Origin of the sequence: Pedobacter zeae (assembly GCF_014196715.1) — a bacterium.
In the GTDB taxonomy this organism is placed as follows: Bacteria; Bacteroidota; Bacteroidia; order Sphingobacteriales; family Sphingobacteriaceae; genus Pedobacter; species Pedobacter zeae.
The window spans coordinates 667,891-683,570 of the sequence record NZ_JACIEF010000004.1 but is presented as its reverse complement, the minus strand read 5'-3'; the positions used below and the strand labels follow the sequence as shown (position 1 = coordinate 683,570).

The 15,680-nt window shown below is 42.0% G+C and carries 7 protein-coding genes; 3 read left to right on the top strand and 4 right to left on the bottom strand.

Annotation, left to right across the window (positions count from 1 at the left end):
* Nucleotides 1-27: 27 nt before the first annotated feature.
* Nucleotides 28-1,896: a DNA topoisomerase IV subunit B gene (locus tag GGQ60_RS21495; RefSeq protein WP_183768223.1), complete on the bottom strand. Its 1,869-nt coding sequence runs from the start codon at nucleotides 1,894-1,896 to the stop codon at nucleotides 28-30.
* 432 nt (nucleotides 1,897-2,328) lie between these two features.
* On the opposite strand from GGQ60_RS21495, the gene GGQ60_RS21490 reads away from it, so the two are divergent.
* Nucleotides 2,329-3,663, top strand: a complete 1,335-nt coding sequence (locus tag GGQ60_RS21490) for an APC family permease (RefSeq protein ID WP_183768221.1) — start codon at nucleotides 2,329-2,331, stop codon at nucleotides 3,661-3,663.
* Nucleotides 3,664-3,876: 213 nt separating this feature from the next.
* Complete coding sequence (locus tag GGQ60_RS21480; protein WP_183768217.1) at nucleotides 3,877-5,211, top strand: MFS transporter; 1,335 nt, start codon at nucleotides 3,877-3,879, stop codon at nucleotides 5,209-5,211.
* Between the two features lie 445 nt (nucleotides 5,212-5,656).
* Here the strand turns inward: GGQ60_RS21480 and GGQ60_RS21475 are convergent, their stop codons facing one another.
* The gene (locus GGQ60_RS21475; RefSeq protein ID WP_183768215.1) at nucleotides 5,657-7,369 is read right to left on the bottom strand and encodes a RagB/SusD family nutrient uptake outer membrane protein; all 1,713 of its coding nucleotides are present in this window, start codon (nucleotides 7,367-7,369) and stop codon (nucleotides 5,657-5,659) included.
* Nucleotides 7,370-7,384: 15 nt separating this feature from the next.
* Entirely contained in the window at nucleotides 7,385-10,654 is a 3,270-nt protein-coding gene (locus GGQ60_RS21470; RefSeq protein ID WP_183768213.1) for a SusC/RagA family TonB-linked outer membrane protein, read from the bottom strand.
* Nucleotides 10,655-11,229: 575 nt separating this feature from the next.
* Here GGQ60_RS21470 and GGQ60_RS21465 point away from each other — a divergent pair.
* Nucleotides 11,230-12,525, top strand: a complete 1,296-nt coding sequence (locus tag GGQ60_RS21465; protein WP_183768210.1) for a DEAD/DEAH box helicase — start codon at nucleotides 11,230-11,232, stop codon at nucleotides 12,523-12,525.
* A 162-nt stretch (nucleotides 12,526-12,687) separates the two neighbouring features.
* Here the strand turns inward: GGQ60_RS21465 and leuS are convergent, their stop codons facing one another.
* A complete protein-coding gene (leuS, locus tag GGQ60_RS21460) occupies nucleotides 12,688-15,492 on the bottom strand; it encodes a leucine--tRNA ligase (protein ID WP_183768208.1) in 2,805 nt (934 codons plus the stop codon).
* Nucleotides 15,493-15,680: the final 188 nt, after the last annotated feature.

Below are 15,680 nucleotides of genomic sequence, written 5' to 3'. Positions count from 1 at the left end.
CAGGCTTTTTTAAACCTGACTCTATTATTATGCTACTTCAGTAATTACTTTAGGCTCTTCCGTCACCTCATCTTTCTCGATACGCAGGTTCTTGATAATATGCTGCTGCCTGTCTGGTGTATTTTTACCCATGTAATATTCTAACAGGCTTTTAATGGTCTGATCTTTTAAAATTACAGGATCAAGGCGAATATCTTTTCCGATAAACAGGCCAAACTCATCCGGCGAAATTTCTCCCAACCCCTTAAAACGGGTAATCTCTGGTTTATTGCCCAGTTTTTCTATCGCATTTTTACGCTCTTCGTCGCTGTAACAGTAAATGGTTTCTTTTTTATTACGCACCCTGAAAAGTGGTGTCTGCAAAATATAAACATGCCCCGCTTTTACCAGATCGGGGAAAAACTGCAGGAAGAAAGTCATCATCAGCAAACGGATGTGCATACCATCCACATCGGCATCTGTAGCGATAACGATATTGTTATAGTGCAGGCCATCCAAGCCATCCTCAATATTTAAAGCATGCTGCAGCAGGTTAAACTCTTCATTTTCGTATACCACTTTTTTGGTCAGCTCGTAACAGTTTAACGGTTTACCCTTTAAACTGAACACCGCCTGGGTATCTACATCACGCGATTTGGTGATTGAGCCCGAAGCCGAATCTCCCTCGGTAATGAACAAGGTAGTTTCATAACGTTTTTCGTGTGTGCTGTTGAAATGTACCTTACAATCGCGAAGTTTTTTATTGTGTAACGAAGCCTTTTTAGCCCTGTCGTTAGCCAGTTTTTTAATGCCCGCAATATCCTTACGCTCACGCTCCGATTGCATAATCCTTTTTAAAAGGGCATCGGCAACATCAGGATTTTTATGCAGGTAATCATCAAGTTCTTTTTTAACAAAATCGTTAATAAAAGTAGCTACCGATGGTCCTTCAGGCCCCATGTTTTGAGAGCCCAGTTTGGTTTTGGTCTGCGATTCGAATACCGGCTCCTGCACACGGATAGAAATGGCCGCAATGATCGACGAGCGTACATCCGATGCCTCAAACTCTTTCTTAAAAAACTCACGCACAGTTTTCACCACTGCCGCCCTGAAAGCTGCCTGGTGTGTTCCGCCCTGCGTAGTATGTTGTCCGTTAACAAACGAATGGTAATCTTCGCCGTACTGCTGCCCATGGGTCATGGCGATTTCGATATCGGGACCAACCATGTGAATGATCGGGTACCTGATTTCCTCTGGCTTATTAAATTTAGAAAGCAGGTCGTACAGGCCTCTCTCCGAAAAATATTTCTGGTTATTAAAATTTATGGTTAAACCTGTATTTAAGAAAACATAGTTCCAAACCATGCTCTCTACAAAATCAGGAATGTAATGGTAATTTCTGAAAATACTTTCGTCGGGATAAAAAGTAATCGCCGTACCGTTACGTTGTGTAGTATCGATTACCGGATTTTCATTTACAATTTCGCCTTTAGAAAATTCTACTTTTTTGGTTTTTCCATCGCGGTACGATTGAACGGTAAAACTGGTAGAAAGCGCATTAACGGCCTTAGTACCTACCCCGTTTAAACCAACAGATTTTTGAAAGGCATTGCTATCATATTTACCACCGGTATTGATTTTACTCACGCAATCGATCACCTTGCCCAACGGAATGCCCCGGCCATAATCGCGAACATTTACCTTTTGCTCAGATAGCGTAATTTCGATGGTTTTCCCTGTTCCCATTACAAACTCATCGATAGAGTTATCTACAATTTCCTTTAACAGAACATAAATGCCATCATCCTGTGCGGAGCCATCACCAAGTTTACCGATATACATACCCGGACGTAACCTGATGTGCTCTTTCCAATCCAATGAGCGGATACTGTCGTCGTTATAAATTACTTCTGCCATAATGTGTTATCTGTTTATCAATCAAAACCCGTTTCGGGCTATGCTGCAACAGCGCCCAGTGGCCCAGTTACTTTTTAATCAAATTGATAATTGTTGTAGGAATAGATCTGATGCTGTTTTTACAGTTTTCAGAAATATTATACAATAATAGATTTATTCTGCGAGGCAAGCAAAAGAAAGTTTCAACATGCTGGGGAAGATGCTTTGGTCGATAGTCAATAGTTTGATCGTTCATGGCCCGTTGGTTTAACCTTCCTGAAGAATCTGCTAAATATTCACTTAAGAAATTATTGTACACTACCAACCACGAACCATCAACTATAATCGTGAACCATCAACCATGACCATGAACCATCGACTAATATACCTCTCCCAATCTTACCTATTACATAATTTCCCTATCTTCATCACTTAATTTAAATATCCTTATTCATGCAACAGAAAAAGCAACTTTCGCTATTCGATTTATCCATGATTGTGGTAAGTCTGGTTATTGGCATGGGCGTTTTCCGCACACCGGTAAATGTGGCCGCCAAGGCGCAAATTCCGGAGTTGTTTTACCTTGCCTGGTTTATCGGAGGTTTTGTGGCTTTTTGCGGGGCATTAACCTATGCCGAAATCGGCTCACGTTTTCCGGTAACCGGGGGTTATTACAAAATATTCTCAGCAGCCTATCATCCTTCTATCGCCTTTGCCATTAACTGCATTGTAATTATTTCGAGCGCCGCATCGGTAGCCGCCATATCCATTATCGGGGCGGAATACCTGAGCAAGATTATTCTACCTCCGGCCATGCAAAACGAAACCTACCGGGTGGCTATGGCCATTACTACGATCCTGGTATTTTATTTCATCAACCTGCTGGGTTTAAAGGCCAGTTCCAAAACCCAGAATGTGTTAACGGTTATTAAAATCGGGATGATTCTAACCCTCATCTGTGCCATATTTTTTGTGGGGAACATCCCAACCGCCACTCCCGTTTTTAAAACCAACAACGGCTCCTTACCCAGCTGGACCGATTATGGCAAAGCCCTGGGCTTATGTTTAATCGCTGTATCTTTTTCTTATGCCGGTTACGCCCAAACCATCAATTTTGGCGGCGAGGTTAAAGAAGCCAAAAAGGTAATTCCGCGGGCAATTATTATCGGTTTAACCATAATTGTTATCCTGTACCTGGCCATTAATTACGTGTATGTTCAGGTTATTGGTTTCGAAGAACTGAAATCGGCAGAAAGTATAGCAGCTATACTGGCCGCCAAAATATTCGGACCAGCAGGCTTTAATGCCCTTTCGATTATTATTTTTTTCTCGGTAATGGGCTATGTTAATGTAAACTTGCTGAGTAACCCCCGGGCAATGTTTGCTATGGGTGAAGAAGGTGCCTTACCCAGGATTTTCAGCCGTATGAATAAAAAAACGGAGGTCATAACCTTAAGCCTGAGTGTTTTTACTGTTGTTGCCGTGGTGATTATTTTCTATGCCAAAACTTTTGATAAGATTTTAAACTATACCATCTTTTTAGAAAGTATTAGCATGGCCAGTTCGGCAGCCACCATTTTTATTCTGCGTAAAAGAACTGCACATCTTGATAAAAAAACCATCTATACTGTGCCATTATATCCTATATTGCCTATTATATTTATTGCCGCTTATACTTTTGTGGCCCTGAGCATTTACGCCGACGATCCCAATGCTGCATTAAATGGTTTATATATTTTTATTGGCTTTCTGGCGATTTATTTTGTGAGCAGATGGCTTAAAAAATAAAGGTATATTTTATTTGAAACTGACGATTTACCTTTGGGCTGCTCTGCGTGGCGAATGGGGTTTTAAGTTTGGACCACAGGCCTTACCCAATAAACCTGATTGGAATGAACATGAAGCGCAGCGAAATAAAATGGAAAGCAGGGCTGATTGAACCTATAAACACAGGAACCTGCTTTTCAAAAAAAAGAAATGAATTAATTTTAAGCTTTTTTAATGAATAAAACACTCTCACCAAAACAAGAAATTGCTTATGCTGCCGGTATGATTGGCTGGAGCACGATGACCAATATTATCATCGTTATGCTTCCTTATTTCTATCTGCCGCCAAGTAATGCCGGCTTACCGCCTTTGGTGCCGCAGCTTGTTTTACTGGGTGCATTTAATATCCTTTCCATTATTGCGGCCTCGGGCAGATTGGTTGATGCCATTTACGATCCCTTTATTGCGTCTAAAAGCGATGCCAGCACCAATAAAAGCGGCCGCAGGATGCCTTTTATGAAATGGGCTATTGTTCCGGCGATGCTGTTCTGCGGACTGGTTTTTTACCCCATCCAAAAAACAGAAAGCCTGCATAACGCCTGGTGGTTAACCATTACGCTTTGCTTATTTTTCATATCGGTTACTACCTATATTATTCCGTATAATGCTTTACTGGCCGAAGTAACCAATACACCAAAACAGAAAGTTAAGCTATCCAGTTACCAACAGGTAGGTTTTGTGATCGGGATTATTTTATCAGCCTGTACGAATAACTTTGCCGACCTGGTTGAAGCCCATTTTCATGTAGCCAACCGCAGTGAAGCCATCCAGACTGCAATTTGGGGTTTGTGTATCTTATCCGGTATAATGATGTTATTGCCCATTTTTTTCATCAACGAAAAGGAATTCTCAGTTGCCAAACCTACACATGTTCCTTTGTGGCCGGCAATTAAAAGTACCTTTAAAAACAGTAATTTTAAATATTACTTAATATCTGATTTTGCCTTTTATACCGCATTGAGTATTATATCGAGCGGTTTATTATTCTTCTGTACCGTTTTACTGGGTTTACCGGAATCAGAAGGAGGCAAATTTATGGGGGCCATGGTTATGGCTTCGCTGTTATTTTATCCACTTGTTAATTTTGGTTCTGCTAAAATTGGTAAAAAACCTTTTGTATTGCTTGCCTTTGGTGTATTGTGCTTAATCTTTGTGACCATTTTCTTTTTAGGTAAATTACCCTTTGGTCCGTACACACAGATTTATATGCTGGTATTATCGGCCTCTTTCCCCTTAGCCGCCCTTGGCATTTTACCCACAGCGATTCTGGCCGATATTGCCCAGAAAGATACTTTAAAAACAGGTGAAAACCACGAAGGAATGTTCTTTGCCGTGAAATACCTTTTTGTAAAACTCGGCCAAACATTGGGCATCGCCATTTTCGCCATGCTTACCGTTTATGGCAAAGATCCCGGCAATGATTATGGTTTAAGGTTAAACGGCGTGGTAGGTTTTGGGCTCTGTTTAATTGCGCTGTTGGTTTTCAGCAGGTTTAAAGAGGAGAAATAGTCTAGAGCTGGGAGAATAAACAACCGAAGATCCTTAACCAAGCAGTTACTGTATTATTCACAGTTCTGATTTTTTTTGGAAAGCAATTTCTGTGCTGCTTAGGTTACAGCAGTCCCGCCCTTTGCTTAATCCCGATAAAGTAAAACTGTAAGTTAAACCATCCTTAAATCGGGATAACGCTGTTGGTCGGGTTTATTTTACTACTGGTAGCAGCAATATTTCAGCCACCTAATCCATATTAAAGGAGAATACTCCAATTGTTTGATAAAAAATAAAAGTACCGTAGGTTCACTCCATCCCGATAGGATGGCAATGAAATGCGGGATCTGCTAAAATGATTTTGACCGCATAAGACACATCAAAACTTAGTATACTCATCGCGTAAAATACATTAGCGGAGCAATGCTCACAAACATCGCTCCGCTGTAATACACTCATTTACAAATTAATATCCCGGGCTTTGTTTCAACGCCCCCTTACTCCTATCGATCTGATCCTGCGGTAAAGGGAAATAATCATCTCTGGCTTCGATGGTAATGCCTTTTAAATAGCTGAAGTACCCGCCTTCAAAAGAAAAATAACTTTCGAGGGTTTGTTTGGCTATGCCCCAACGCACAAGGTCAAAAAACCGGTGGCCTTCCATGGCTAATTCCAATCTCCGTTCAAAACGTACCGCGTTTCTCGCATAGGTATCATTCGGAAATGACAGATACGGGCTAACTTTATAAGCTGCAGCAGGTGCCCCGTTTATAGATTGTGGTGTTATTTTGGCCGCCCTTGCCCTCACGGCATTCACCAATGTTAAAGCCCTGTCCAAATCACCTTTTTCGACCGCACATTCTGCTGCCATCAGGTAAACATCGCCCAAACGGATCAGGTTTACATTCAGTCCGGTTACATTGGTATTGCCAGGCGCTGTCCCGCTCGAAATCTGAGCAGCATCAATGGTATTTTTAACGGCCAGGAAGGGGCCACCGTTACTGGCATCACGGATCCAGGTATCCCCAGGCATTAAACCCCAATCTCGGTATGGAACACCTCGTCTTCCCAGTGTCGATTCTATTCTTGGATCCAAAGGCAAAGTTTTATCCACCACATAGTTTGCCTTATCGGCCCCGGTTAATCCAAAATCAGATTTATATGGATTATTCCGGTAACTGCCATCTAATAGCGGTAAACCTGCCGCATTCACCTTAAATGAGTTGGCCAAATCTATGGTCGGCTGGAAGAAACCGCAGCAGTTAATCGGCGCATTACCATACGGGAAGTTAAGCATATCGCCTACATTGCCATTATCGCCCCCGGTGCCATCTGTTCCAACAGAATGCTGAACAGACATAATGGTTTCTGGTCCGTCTTCTTTGGTAATATCAAAGTTATCCGAATACGGCATATCAACCAGGGATGGTTTTGCCAAAATTACGGCATTGAGCAAGTCGTATGCCTCAGAATATTTCTTTTGATATAACAGTACTTTCCCGAGATAAGCCTGGGCAGCATATTTATCTACCCTGCCTTTTTGATTTTTTGGTTTGGTCGTGCTTAAATTAGCAAGGGCAAACTGCAGGTCATCAACAATGTTTGGATAAATATCTTTATCATTCGGAACAAAAGTGCCGCTTGTAGCTTCGGTAATATACGGCACAACTTTAAATATCCGTACCAAAAAGAAATAATAATGTGCCCGGAGTAACCTGGTTTCGCCCTGAATTTCCTTTGCTCGGGCATCGCTAAATTTTGCGGTACCTTTTCCGGCCTGCAGGTTAGCCAAAATTTTAAGCGTATTGTTGCAACGCTGAATGCCCTCAAAACACCTGTCCCAGATATTCGATAAGTTATCGTTTGTACTGGTCGGCGCATGTTGTTCAATGGCATTCATAGGTGGCTGATCGCCAATCTCGCTCCCTTTATGGGCATTATCAGAAGCAACTTCGCCGAATAACCATTGACTTGGGGCTGCGCCGTAATTGCCATAAGTTCCGTTTACATTGCCATTGAGTAAACCATAAGCCCCTACCAGCAAACCTTCTACACCATCTTGTGTAGTAAGTTGTTCTTCTGTAAGTTCACCTTGTGGCTGAAGCGTTAAAAACTCCTTTTTGCAGGAAAACGTACTGCAAATCAAAAAGGAAAGAAGAATATATTTGATGTGTTTCATTTTGATCTCTTTTAATTAAAATCCAACATTAATACCGATTAAAAATTGACGTGGCGAAGGATAAACGCCTTTATCTACCCCAAGTGCCGAAAAGGTATCGGCAGGCGGACTGGCACTTCCTACAGAAGAAGCGGCATCTCGGGTTTGACTTACCTCCGGATCCAGCCCCGTATAATTGGTAATGGTGAAAAGGTTGGTAGCACTGATATAAAGCCTTACCCGGCTAATGCCCGATTTTGGTCCAAATGCTTTAGCCGTTGGAATTGAATACCCTAACTGTATATTTTTAAGCCTTAAAAAGCTCCCATCCTGAACATAATAGCTTGATGAAGCCAGCTCAACATCTGAGGCACCCACATAAGCCGATGGGATGAGACTTGAAGGATTAGACGGACTCCAGGCGTTTAACAATCTCGTACTTTTCGCACCTGCAAATGATGGAAAGTCGGTAAAATAACGGGTAGCCTCAAATAAATCATTGCCCTGCACGCCGTATAAAAATGCAGAAATATCAAAATTTCGATAAGATGCATTTAGGTTTATTCCATAAGTAAAATCCGGATTCGGATTGCCAATAATGGTACGGTCTTTAGGATCGATGATACCATCGCCATTAATATCCTGGTAACGCAGACCGCCAATCCTTGCACCTGCATACGACGGGTTGTTTTGAATATCGGCAGCACTTTGATAAATCCCGGCAGTTTTGTAGCCGAAGAAAGAGCCAAAAGATTCGCCTTCCTGTAATACACTGGTTTGCAAGCTTCGGTAATTGCCATAAATCTGATTAAAAATACCAGGTGCCAACCTCATGATCTTATTCTCATTTTTGGAGAAGTTTAGGCCAATATCGAATTTAAAAGGACTGTCTGCATTCCTTCCGTAGTGATAGGCAACATTAAATTCGACCCCTTTATTGCTCATATCGCCAATATTTACATAAGGCGAACTGCCTAAACCCACTATACTCGAAGGCAATGGCTGGTTATAAAGCATATCGGAGGTCTTTTTGTTATACCAGTCTAATGATCCATCAATTGCACCGCCAAGCAATGTAAAATCAAGACCAATGTTTAAGGCCTTTAACGATTCCCACTTTACATCAGGGTTTTGATAAGCATTTTGCCATACACCGGTAGTAAGGCCATTACCACCACCAACGGCATAGGCCGAGTTAACAATAGAACTTTGATACCTGTTGATGTATTGATACGGAGGTATCCGCTGGTTCCCCGTTTGGCCATATCCAACCCGCAGTTTTAAATCACTGATCCATTTAATACTTTTCATAAATTCTTCTTCTGATAACCTCCATGCCACACTTGCTGCCGGATAGTAGCCGTATTTATTTGCGGGCCCGAAGTTGGAAGAACCGTCGCGGCGAATGGTAACACTGGCCAGGTAACGGTCATGATAGGAATAATCTGCCTTGGCAAAAAGGGAGAACAGTGAGCCTATTGATCCATAACTGGAATTGCTGATGTTAGACGACCCCGTATTAAGGTAATAATAATCCTGGCTGCCTAAAATGAAGTAGCCATTTCTGCCTGCATTTAACTGCCTTGACCTCGATCTAATGGCTTCGGTACCCAGCAACACATTTATCCTGTGCCTTTCACTAAATACTTTGCTGTAATTTAACGTGTTCGTCCAGGTCCATTCGGTAGTATAGCCCTGGTATTCGTTCAGGCTGTTCGAATTGTTACCTTCAGAAAACTCCAGGTTCGGATAACGCATGGATAAACCGTTAAAGTTTTCATAACGTATTCCAAAATTGGTTTTCAGTACCAAGCCCGGGATAATATCGCCTTCTGCGTAAACATTTCCAAAGAAGAAATTGCTCTTATTTTTATTGTCTTTAGCACGGTACAGAAAGGCAACGGGGTTTTCGGCGTTTCCCAACTGGCTGCCACGGCTTCCGGCAAAATTCCCGGCAATGTCGTAAACCGGGATAATGGTAGGAATCCGGTATGCCCAGCCCAGCGCACTCCCCTGGTCCTGGTAATCGCCCGAAACATTCGGGTTTACCCCCAAACCAAACCCTTCAGAATAACTGTATTGCGCATTTTCACCAAAGCGAACCCTTTTGTTAAATGCCGAAATATTGGTGTTCGACCTAAAGTTAAACCGTTTAAACCCGGTGTATTTAATGGTTCCCTTCTGATCCAAGTAACCGCCCGAGAAAGTATATGTGGCATTTTCTCCACCCCCGGTTGCGCTTAACTGGTAATTTTGAACCGGTGCGGTTTCAGTAATTTCATCAAACCAGTTGGTACCTGCTTTATTTGCTTTGGTAATCTGATAAAAGAGATCAGGATCACGGCTATAATTATACTTAGACGGATCAGCATCCGCAGCAGTAACATCCTGCCCGAGTTTTAATCCGGCCACTAAATATTCAGGTAATACCGGTACCGGACCCGGACCATAATTTTTTCCTGCCTCAATTGGCTTACCTGCATTGGTATAACCATCGAATACATATTGTGCATATTGCTGTGGATTCATCATTTCAGGAAAACTGTTTTTCCGTGGAACCTGTGTGCCGTAATAAGAATCAACCGTAATTTTTGGTGCACCTGTTATCCCTTTTTTGGTGGTAATAATTACGACCCCATTATTTGCCCTTGAGCCATAAATAGAAGCCGAAGAAGCATCCTTCAATACCTGCAGGCTTTCGATATCATTTTGATTTAACCAGGATAATTTACCCTCGAACGGAACCCCATCAATAACATAAAGTGGTTCGTTATTATTAATGGTACTGATACCCCTGATCCTGATCTGCGGTGTTGAGCCCGGTGCACCATCGTTTATAATCTGTACACCTGTAGCTTTACCCTGTAAGGCCTCTACAGCACTTGCAGCAGGCTGCGCTTTTAACAGTTCCATGTTAACCACAGCAACGGCACCGGTTAAATCCTTTTTCCGTTGAGCGGAATAACCGGTTACTACCACATCGGTCAGGTTATTATTGTTGGCCTGTAACACCACCGCAATATTAGTCTGTTTGCCTACAGCCACTTCTTTAGTAGCGTAACCAACAAACGAAATGATCAATACATCAGTAGGTTTAACGGTTAAAGAAAAGTTTCCATTGCCATCGGTAGTGGTACCGCCAACGGCATCTTTAATTTTGATGGTGGCGCCGATAACAGGCAATTTATCATCGCTGGCAATAACTTTACCGGTAATTTTTGATTGGGCCATTGCACCGAGGGCAAACAGCATTCCCAAACACAAGAGAAGAAACCCCCTCTTGATACAGAATAGATTTTGTTTCATAGGTTTATATGGTTAGGTTAATTAATGCGTAATTATACTTCTGATGTTTTCATGTATTTGCAACATGGGCAACATCAGTTTACTGCATTCTATTACGAGGACCTGTTTAAGCAATCTGCTTTACCAGATTGTGCTGACACTAAAAAAAAGCAGGAATAGAAAAACAGATTTCTCCTGTTGGCAGGTTGATTTTTTCTCATAATGGGTAGATTAGATTAGTTAGTTATTCTTATTATCGTTTACATGGTACTGTTTTTTTAACTAGCAGGCGTAATCAACATACCATCTCAATAAAAATAAATATACAGATAAATAATAATTATACTACAAATAATACATTTACAAAATGCTAATTAAAAATATAATGATGTAAGATTACAATCATAAACGGGTAGTATAAGCATGGCAGCGATATACACTGTTCAAAAAAGTGTAATGCTGACGCATTTTTCGTATCTTTGCCGCCGAAGCAGGAATAAGGGCTTGCCATTCTGCATGGCATATTCTCTCCGCAAGTTAGTCCTTCAATAAATGATTGTTCTAGCTTCTTCGATAAATATTATACAGAAACATACATGTTATTCAACGAATTAAACCTCATTGAGCCAATTTTAAAGGCCCTTGAGACTGAAGGTTATACACAACCAACCCCGATACAGGAGCAATCTATCCCAACGATATTAAAGGGCAGGGATTTACTGGGCTGTGCACAAACAGGCACCGGAAAAACTGCAGCTTTCGCCATCCCGATGCTGCAATTGCTGCACGAAAAACACATTAATACCAAAGCCAATAAAAACATTAAAGCTTTAGTATTAACCCCAACACGCGAACTGGCCATCCAGATTGAGGAAAGCTTTAAGGCCTATGGTAAAAATTTAAACCTGCGCCACCTGGTAATTTTTGGTGGTGTAAACCAGTTTTCGCAGGTAGAAGCATTGAAAAAAGGAGTGGATATTTTAGTGGCTACCCCGGGTCGGTTATTAGATTTAATGAACCAGGGCTTTATCAGCCTGAATACGATCGAGCTTTTCGTGCTAGATGAGGCCGATCGCATGCTGGATATGGGCTTTATTCACGATGTGAAAAAAGTGGTGGCTAAACTGCCGGCAAAACGCCAGACTTTATTTTTCTCGGCTACCATGCCCGATGAAATCCAGAAACTGGCCAACACCATTTTATCAAACCCAACGAAGGTAGAGGTTACCCCGGTTTCATCAACCGCTGAAACCATTAACCAATCAATCTACTTTGTAGATAAACCTGATAAAAAGAAACTATTAATCCACCTGTTGCAGGATAAAAGCATTGAAACTGCACTTGTTTTTACCCGTACCAAACATGGAGCCGACCGGATTGCCAAAGATTTGGGGCATGCCGGTATTAAGGCGGCGGCCATTCACGGCAACAAATCTCAAAATGCCAGGCAACGTGCTTTAAATGATTTTAAAGACAAAAACATCAGGGTATTGGTGGCTACTGATATTGCTGCCCGTGGAATTGATATCGACCAGTTGTCGCACGTTTTTAACTACGAGTTGCCGAATATCCCTGAATCTTATGTGCACCGGATTGGTCGTACAGGCCGTGCCGGTGCAAATGGCTTTGCCATTTCATTCTGCGATGCCGAAGAAAATGAATATTTACTGGATATCCAGAAGCTGATTAAAATTACCTTGCCTATTGTTGATGATCATCCTTATCCCTTAACCTGGGAGAAAATGCTGGCCAAAAACCAGGTAAAACGCAAGCCTCAGGCGCAATCGAAAGGTGGCGGGGGTAAAAAAGGTGGCGATGGCAATATGAGCGGCAAACCCCGTAACGCCAGCAATAACAGAAAGTATGGAGGAAACAGGAGAAAAAGAGACTAGCGAGGTGGAAGGCTGGGAGGTGGAAGGCGTAAGGCTTAAAACCTACAGCTTATAAACCATTAATTTTATAAAAAAACCCAGGCTATAAAATAACCTGGGTTTTCTATTTTAAGGCAAGAGAAAGGAAAAACCATATACCTTAAACCTTCTGCCTTCTACCTTTTAAACTACCACATTAATAATCTTCCCTTTTACGAAAATGATTTTCTTAGGTGCTTTTCCATCCAAGAACTTCTGGAAGTGTTCATCGGCAAGTAAAATGCTTTCTACTTCTGGTTGGGCTAAAGTTAAGCTCAGATTCAGGTTCATTTTCATTTTACCATTGATGGAAACCGGATAAGCAAACTCATCTTCTACCAGGTATTCGGGTTTAAACGTTGGATAAGCGGCATACGAAAGTGTTCCGGCATCGTTACCCAATAACTGCCAAAGTTCCTCACAAATGTGCGGTGCATAAGGCGAAAGGATAATCACCATGTCTTCCAGGATCTGACGGTTTTTACATTTCAGATCGGTTAATTCATTTACCGCAATCATAAAGCTCGATACTGAAGTATTGAATGAGAAACGCTCAATATCGTCCTGTACCTTTTTAATGATTTTATGCAATGCTTTTAGCTCGGCTTTAGTTGGCACCACATCATTTACATGGAATACCCACTCCTCATTATGGAATAAACGCCAGAATTTACGTAAGAACTTAAATACGCCTTCAATACCATTGGTGTTCCAGGGTTTACTTTGTTCTAACGGTCCCAGGAACATTTCATACATACGTAAGGTATCGGCACCGTAACGCTCAATCAGATCATCGGGGTTAACCACGTTGAATTTCGATTTCGACATTTTTTCTACTTCAACGCCACAGATGTATTTTCCGCCTTCCAGAATAAATTCTGCATTGGCGTATTCTTCCCTCCAGGCCTTGAATTTAGCAAGGTCTAACGTATCATTTTCAACTATGTTCACATCCACATGCAATGCCGATGTTTTATATTCTTTTCTTAATCCAGCAGATACATAAGTATTGGTAGGCTTACCGTTCTCGTCGTTAACGCGATAAACAAAATTACTTCTCCCCTGGATCATACCCTGGTTAATCAGTTTTTTGAAAGGTTCTTCTTCTTTGGTATAACCCAGATCCTTCAAAAATTTATTCCAGAAACGGCTGTACAACAGGTGCCCGGTAGCATGCTCCGAACCACCGATATACAAATCAACCGCTTGCCAGTAATCAATTGCCTCTTTTGATGCAAATTCATTGTTGTTGTTGGCATCCATATAGCGGTACCAGTACCAGCTGCTGCCAGCCCAACCCGGCATGGTGCTTAACTCGTAATGCCCACCGTCTTTTGGCAACCAGTTTTCGGCCCTGGCCAATGGCGGTTCGCCGGTTTCTGTTGGTAAATATTTATCAATTTCAGGCAGTAACAAAGGTAATTCTTCTTCCTGCACGAGGTAAGGCAACCCGTCTTTAAAGTAAACCGGAATTGGTTCACCCCAGTAACGCTGACGGCCAAAAATCGCGTCGCGCTGACGGAAGTTCACTTTTGCCTTGCCTGCTCCCCTTTCTTCCAACCAGTTATTTAAAAAGGCAACAGCCTCTTTATATTCCATTCCGTTAATAAAACCCGAATTGATATATTTTCCTTCTTTTGTTGGATCTGCCTGAACATCAATATCTTTTTGTGCATCTAAAATCTGTACAATAGGCAGGTTAAAATGGGTAGCAAATAACCAGTCGCGTTGATCGCCACTTGGCACTCCCATTACGGCACCTGTTCCATATCCTGCCAATACGTAATCGGCAATCCACAGCTGCACGCGTTCGCCACTTACCGGGTTAATGACATAAGTGCCGGTAAAAGCACCCGAAACGGTTTTGGTATCGGCCATGCGGTCTAGTTCCGATTTCTTTTTGGTTAAAGCAATATAATCTTCAACGGCCTGTTTTTGCTCCGGAGTAGTTAATTCGGCTACCCACTCATGCTCAGGTGCCAGTACCAGGTAAGAAACCCCAAAAATGGTATCAACGCGGGTGGTAAAAACTTCAATATAGTCTGAAGTCCGGAGTCCGGAGTCCGAAGTCTCAATTTTAAACTTCACAGATGCACCTACACTCTTCCCAATCCAATTGCGCTGCATTTCTTTAACCGGCTCTGGCCAATCGATGGTATCCAAACCCTGCAAAAGACGATCAGCATAAGCAGTAATCCGCATGCTCCACTGCATCATTTTCTTTTGCTCAACCGGGAAACCGCCACGCTCTGAAAAACCATCTTTAACTTCATCATTCGCTAAAACCGTTCCCAATGCCGGACACCAGTTTACTGTGCTCTCGCGGAGATAAGTTAAGCGGTATTTTAACAATTCGATCTGTTTCTCCTCATCGGTAAAGGTAGCCCAATCACTTGGCAGGAAAGACTTAACATCTTCATCACAAACTGCTTTCACATCGGCTGTGCCAGATGCATTGAATTTTTCGATCAACGTAGTAATGTCTTCAGCCCTGTCGTTTTCGATGTTATACCAGGAGTTGAACAATTGCATAAAAATCCACTGTGTCCACTTATAATAAGAGGGCTCACTGGTACGCACCTCCCTGCTCCAATCGAAAGAAAAACCTATCTGGTCTAACTGACGGCGGTAGGTTGCGATATTGGCTTCGGTGGTAATGGCCGGATGCTGACCGGTTTGTATCGCATATTGCTCTGCAGGTAAACCAAACGAATCGTATCCCATAGGATGCAACACGTTAAAGCCTTTAAGGCGTTTGTATCTTGAAAAAATATCTGATGCAATGTAACCCAGCGGGTGACCAACGTGCAGGCCTGCCCCCGAAGGATAAGGGAACATATCTAACACATAGTATTTTGGTTTTTCAGAATTGCTTTCGGCTTTAAACGTTTGATGATCTGCCCAAAATTTTTGCCACTTTTGCTCTATTTCTTTGAATTGGTAATCCATTGCAAGTTTTAAATTTTTAAAGGTGCGAAAATACGGAAATTAAGGGGTTTAGTAAAACATAAATTTTAGCGCCAAAAGCATTACTTTCCGGCAAAAGACCTCAGGTTTTTAAACCTGTGAGGTTTTTAAAGTACTAAATCTTCTTAACTATTCTCAGGTGACATAGGTGGACAAGATTTTTTCTGGAA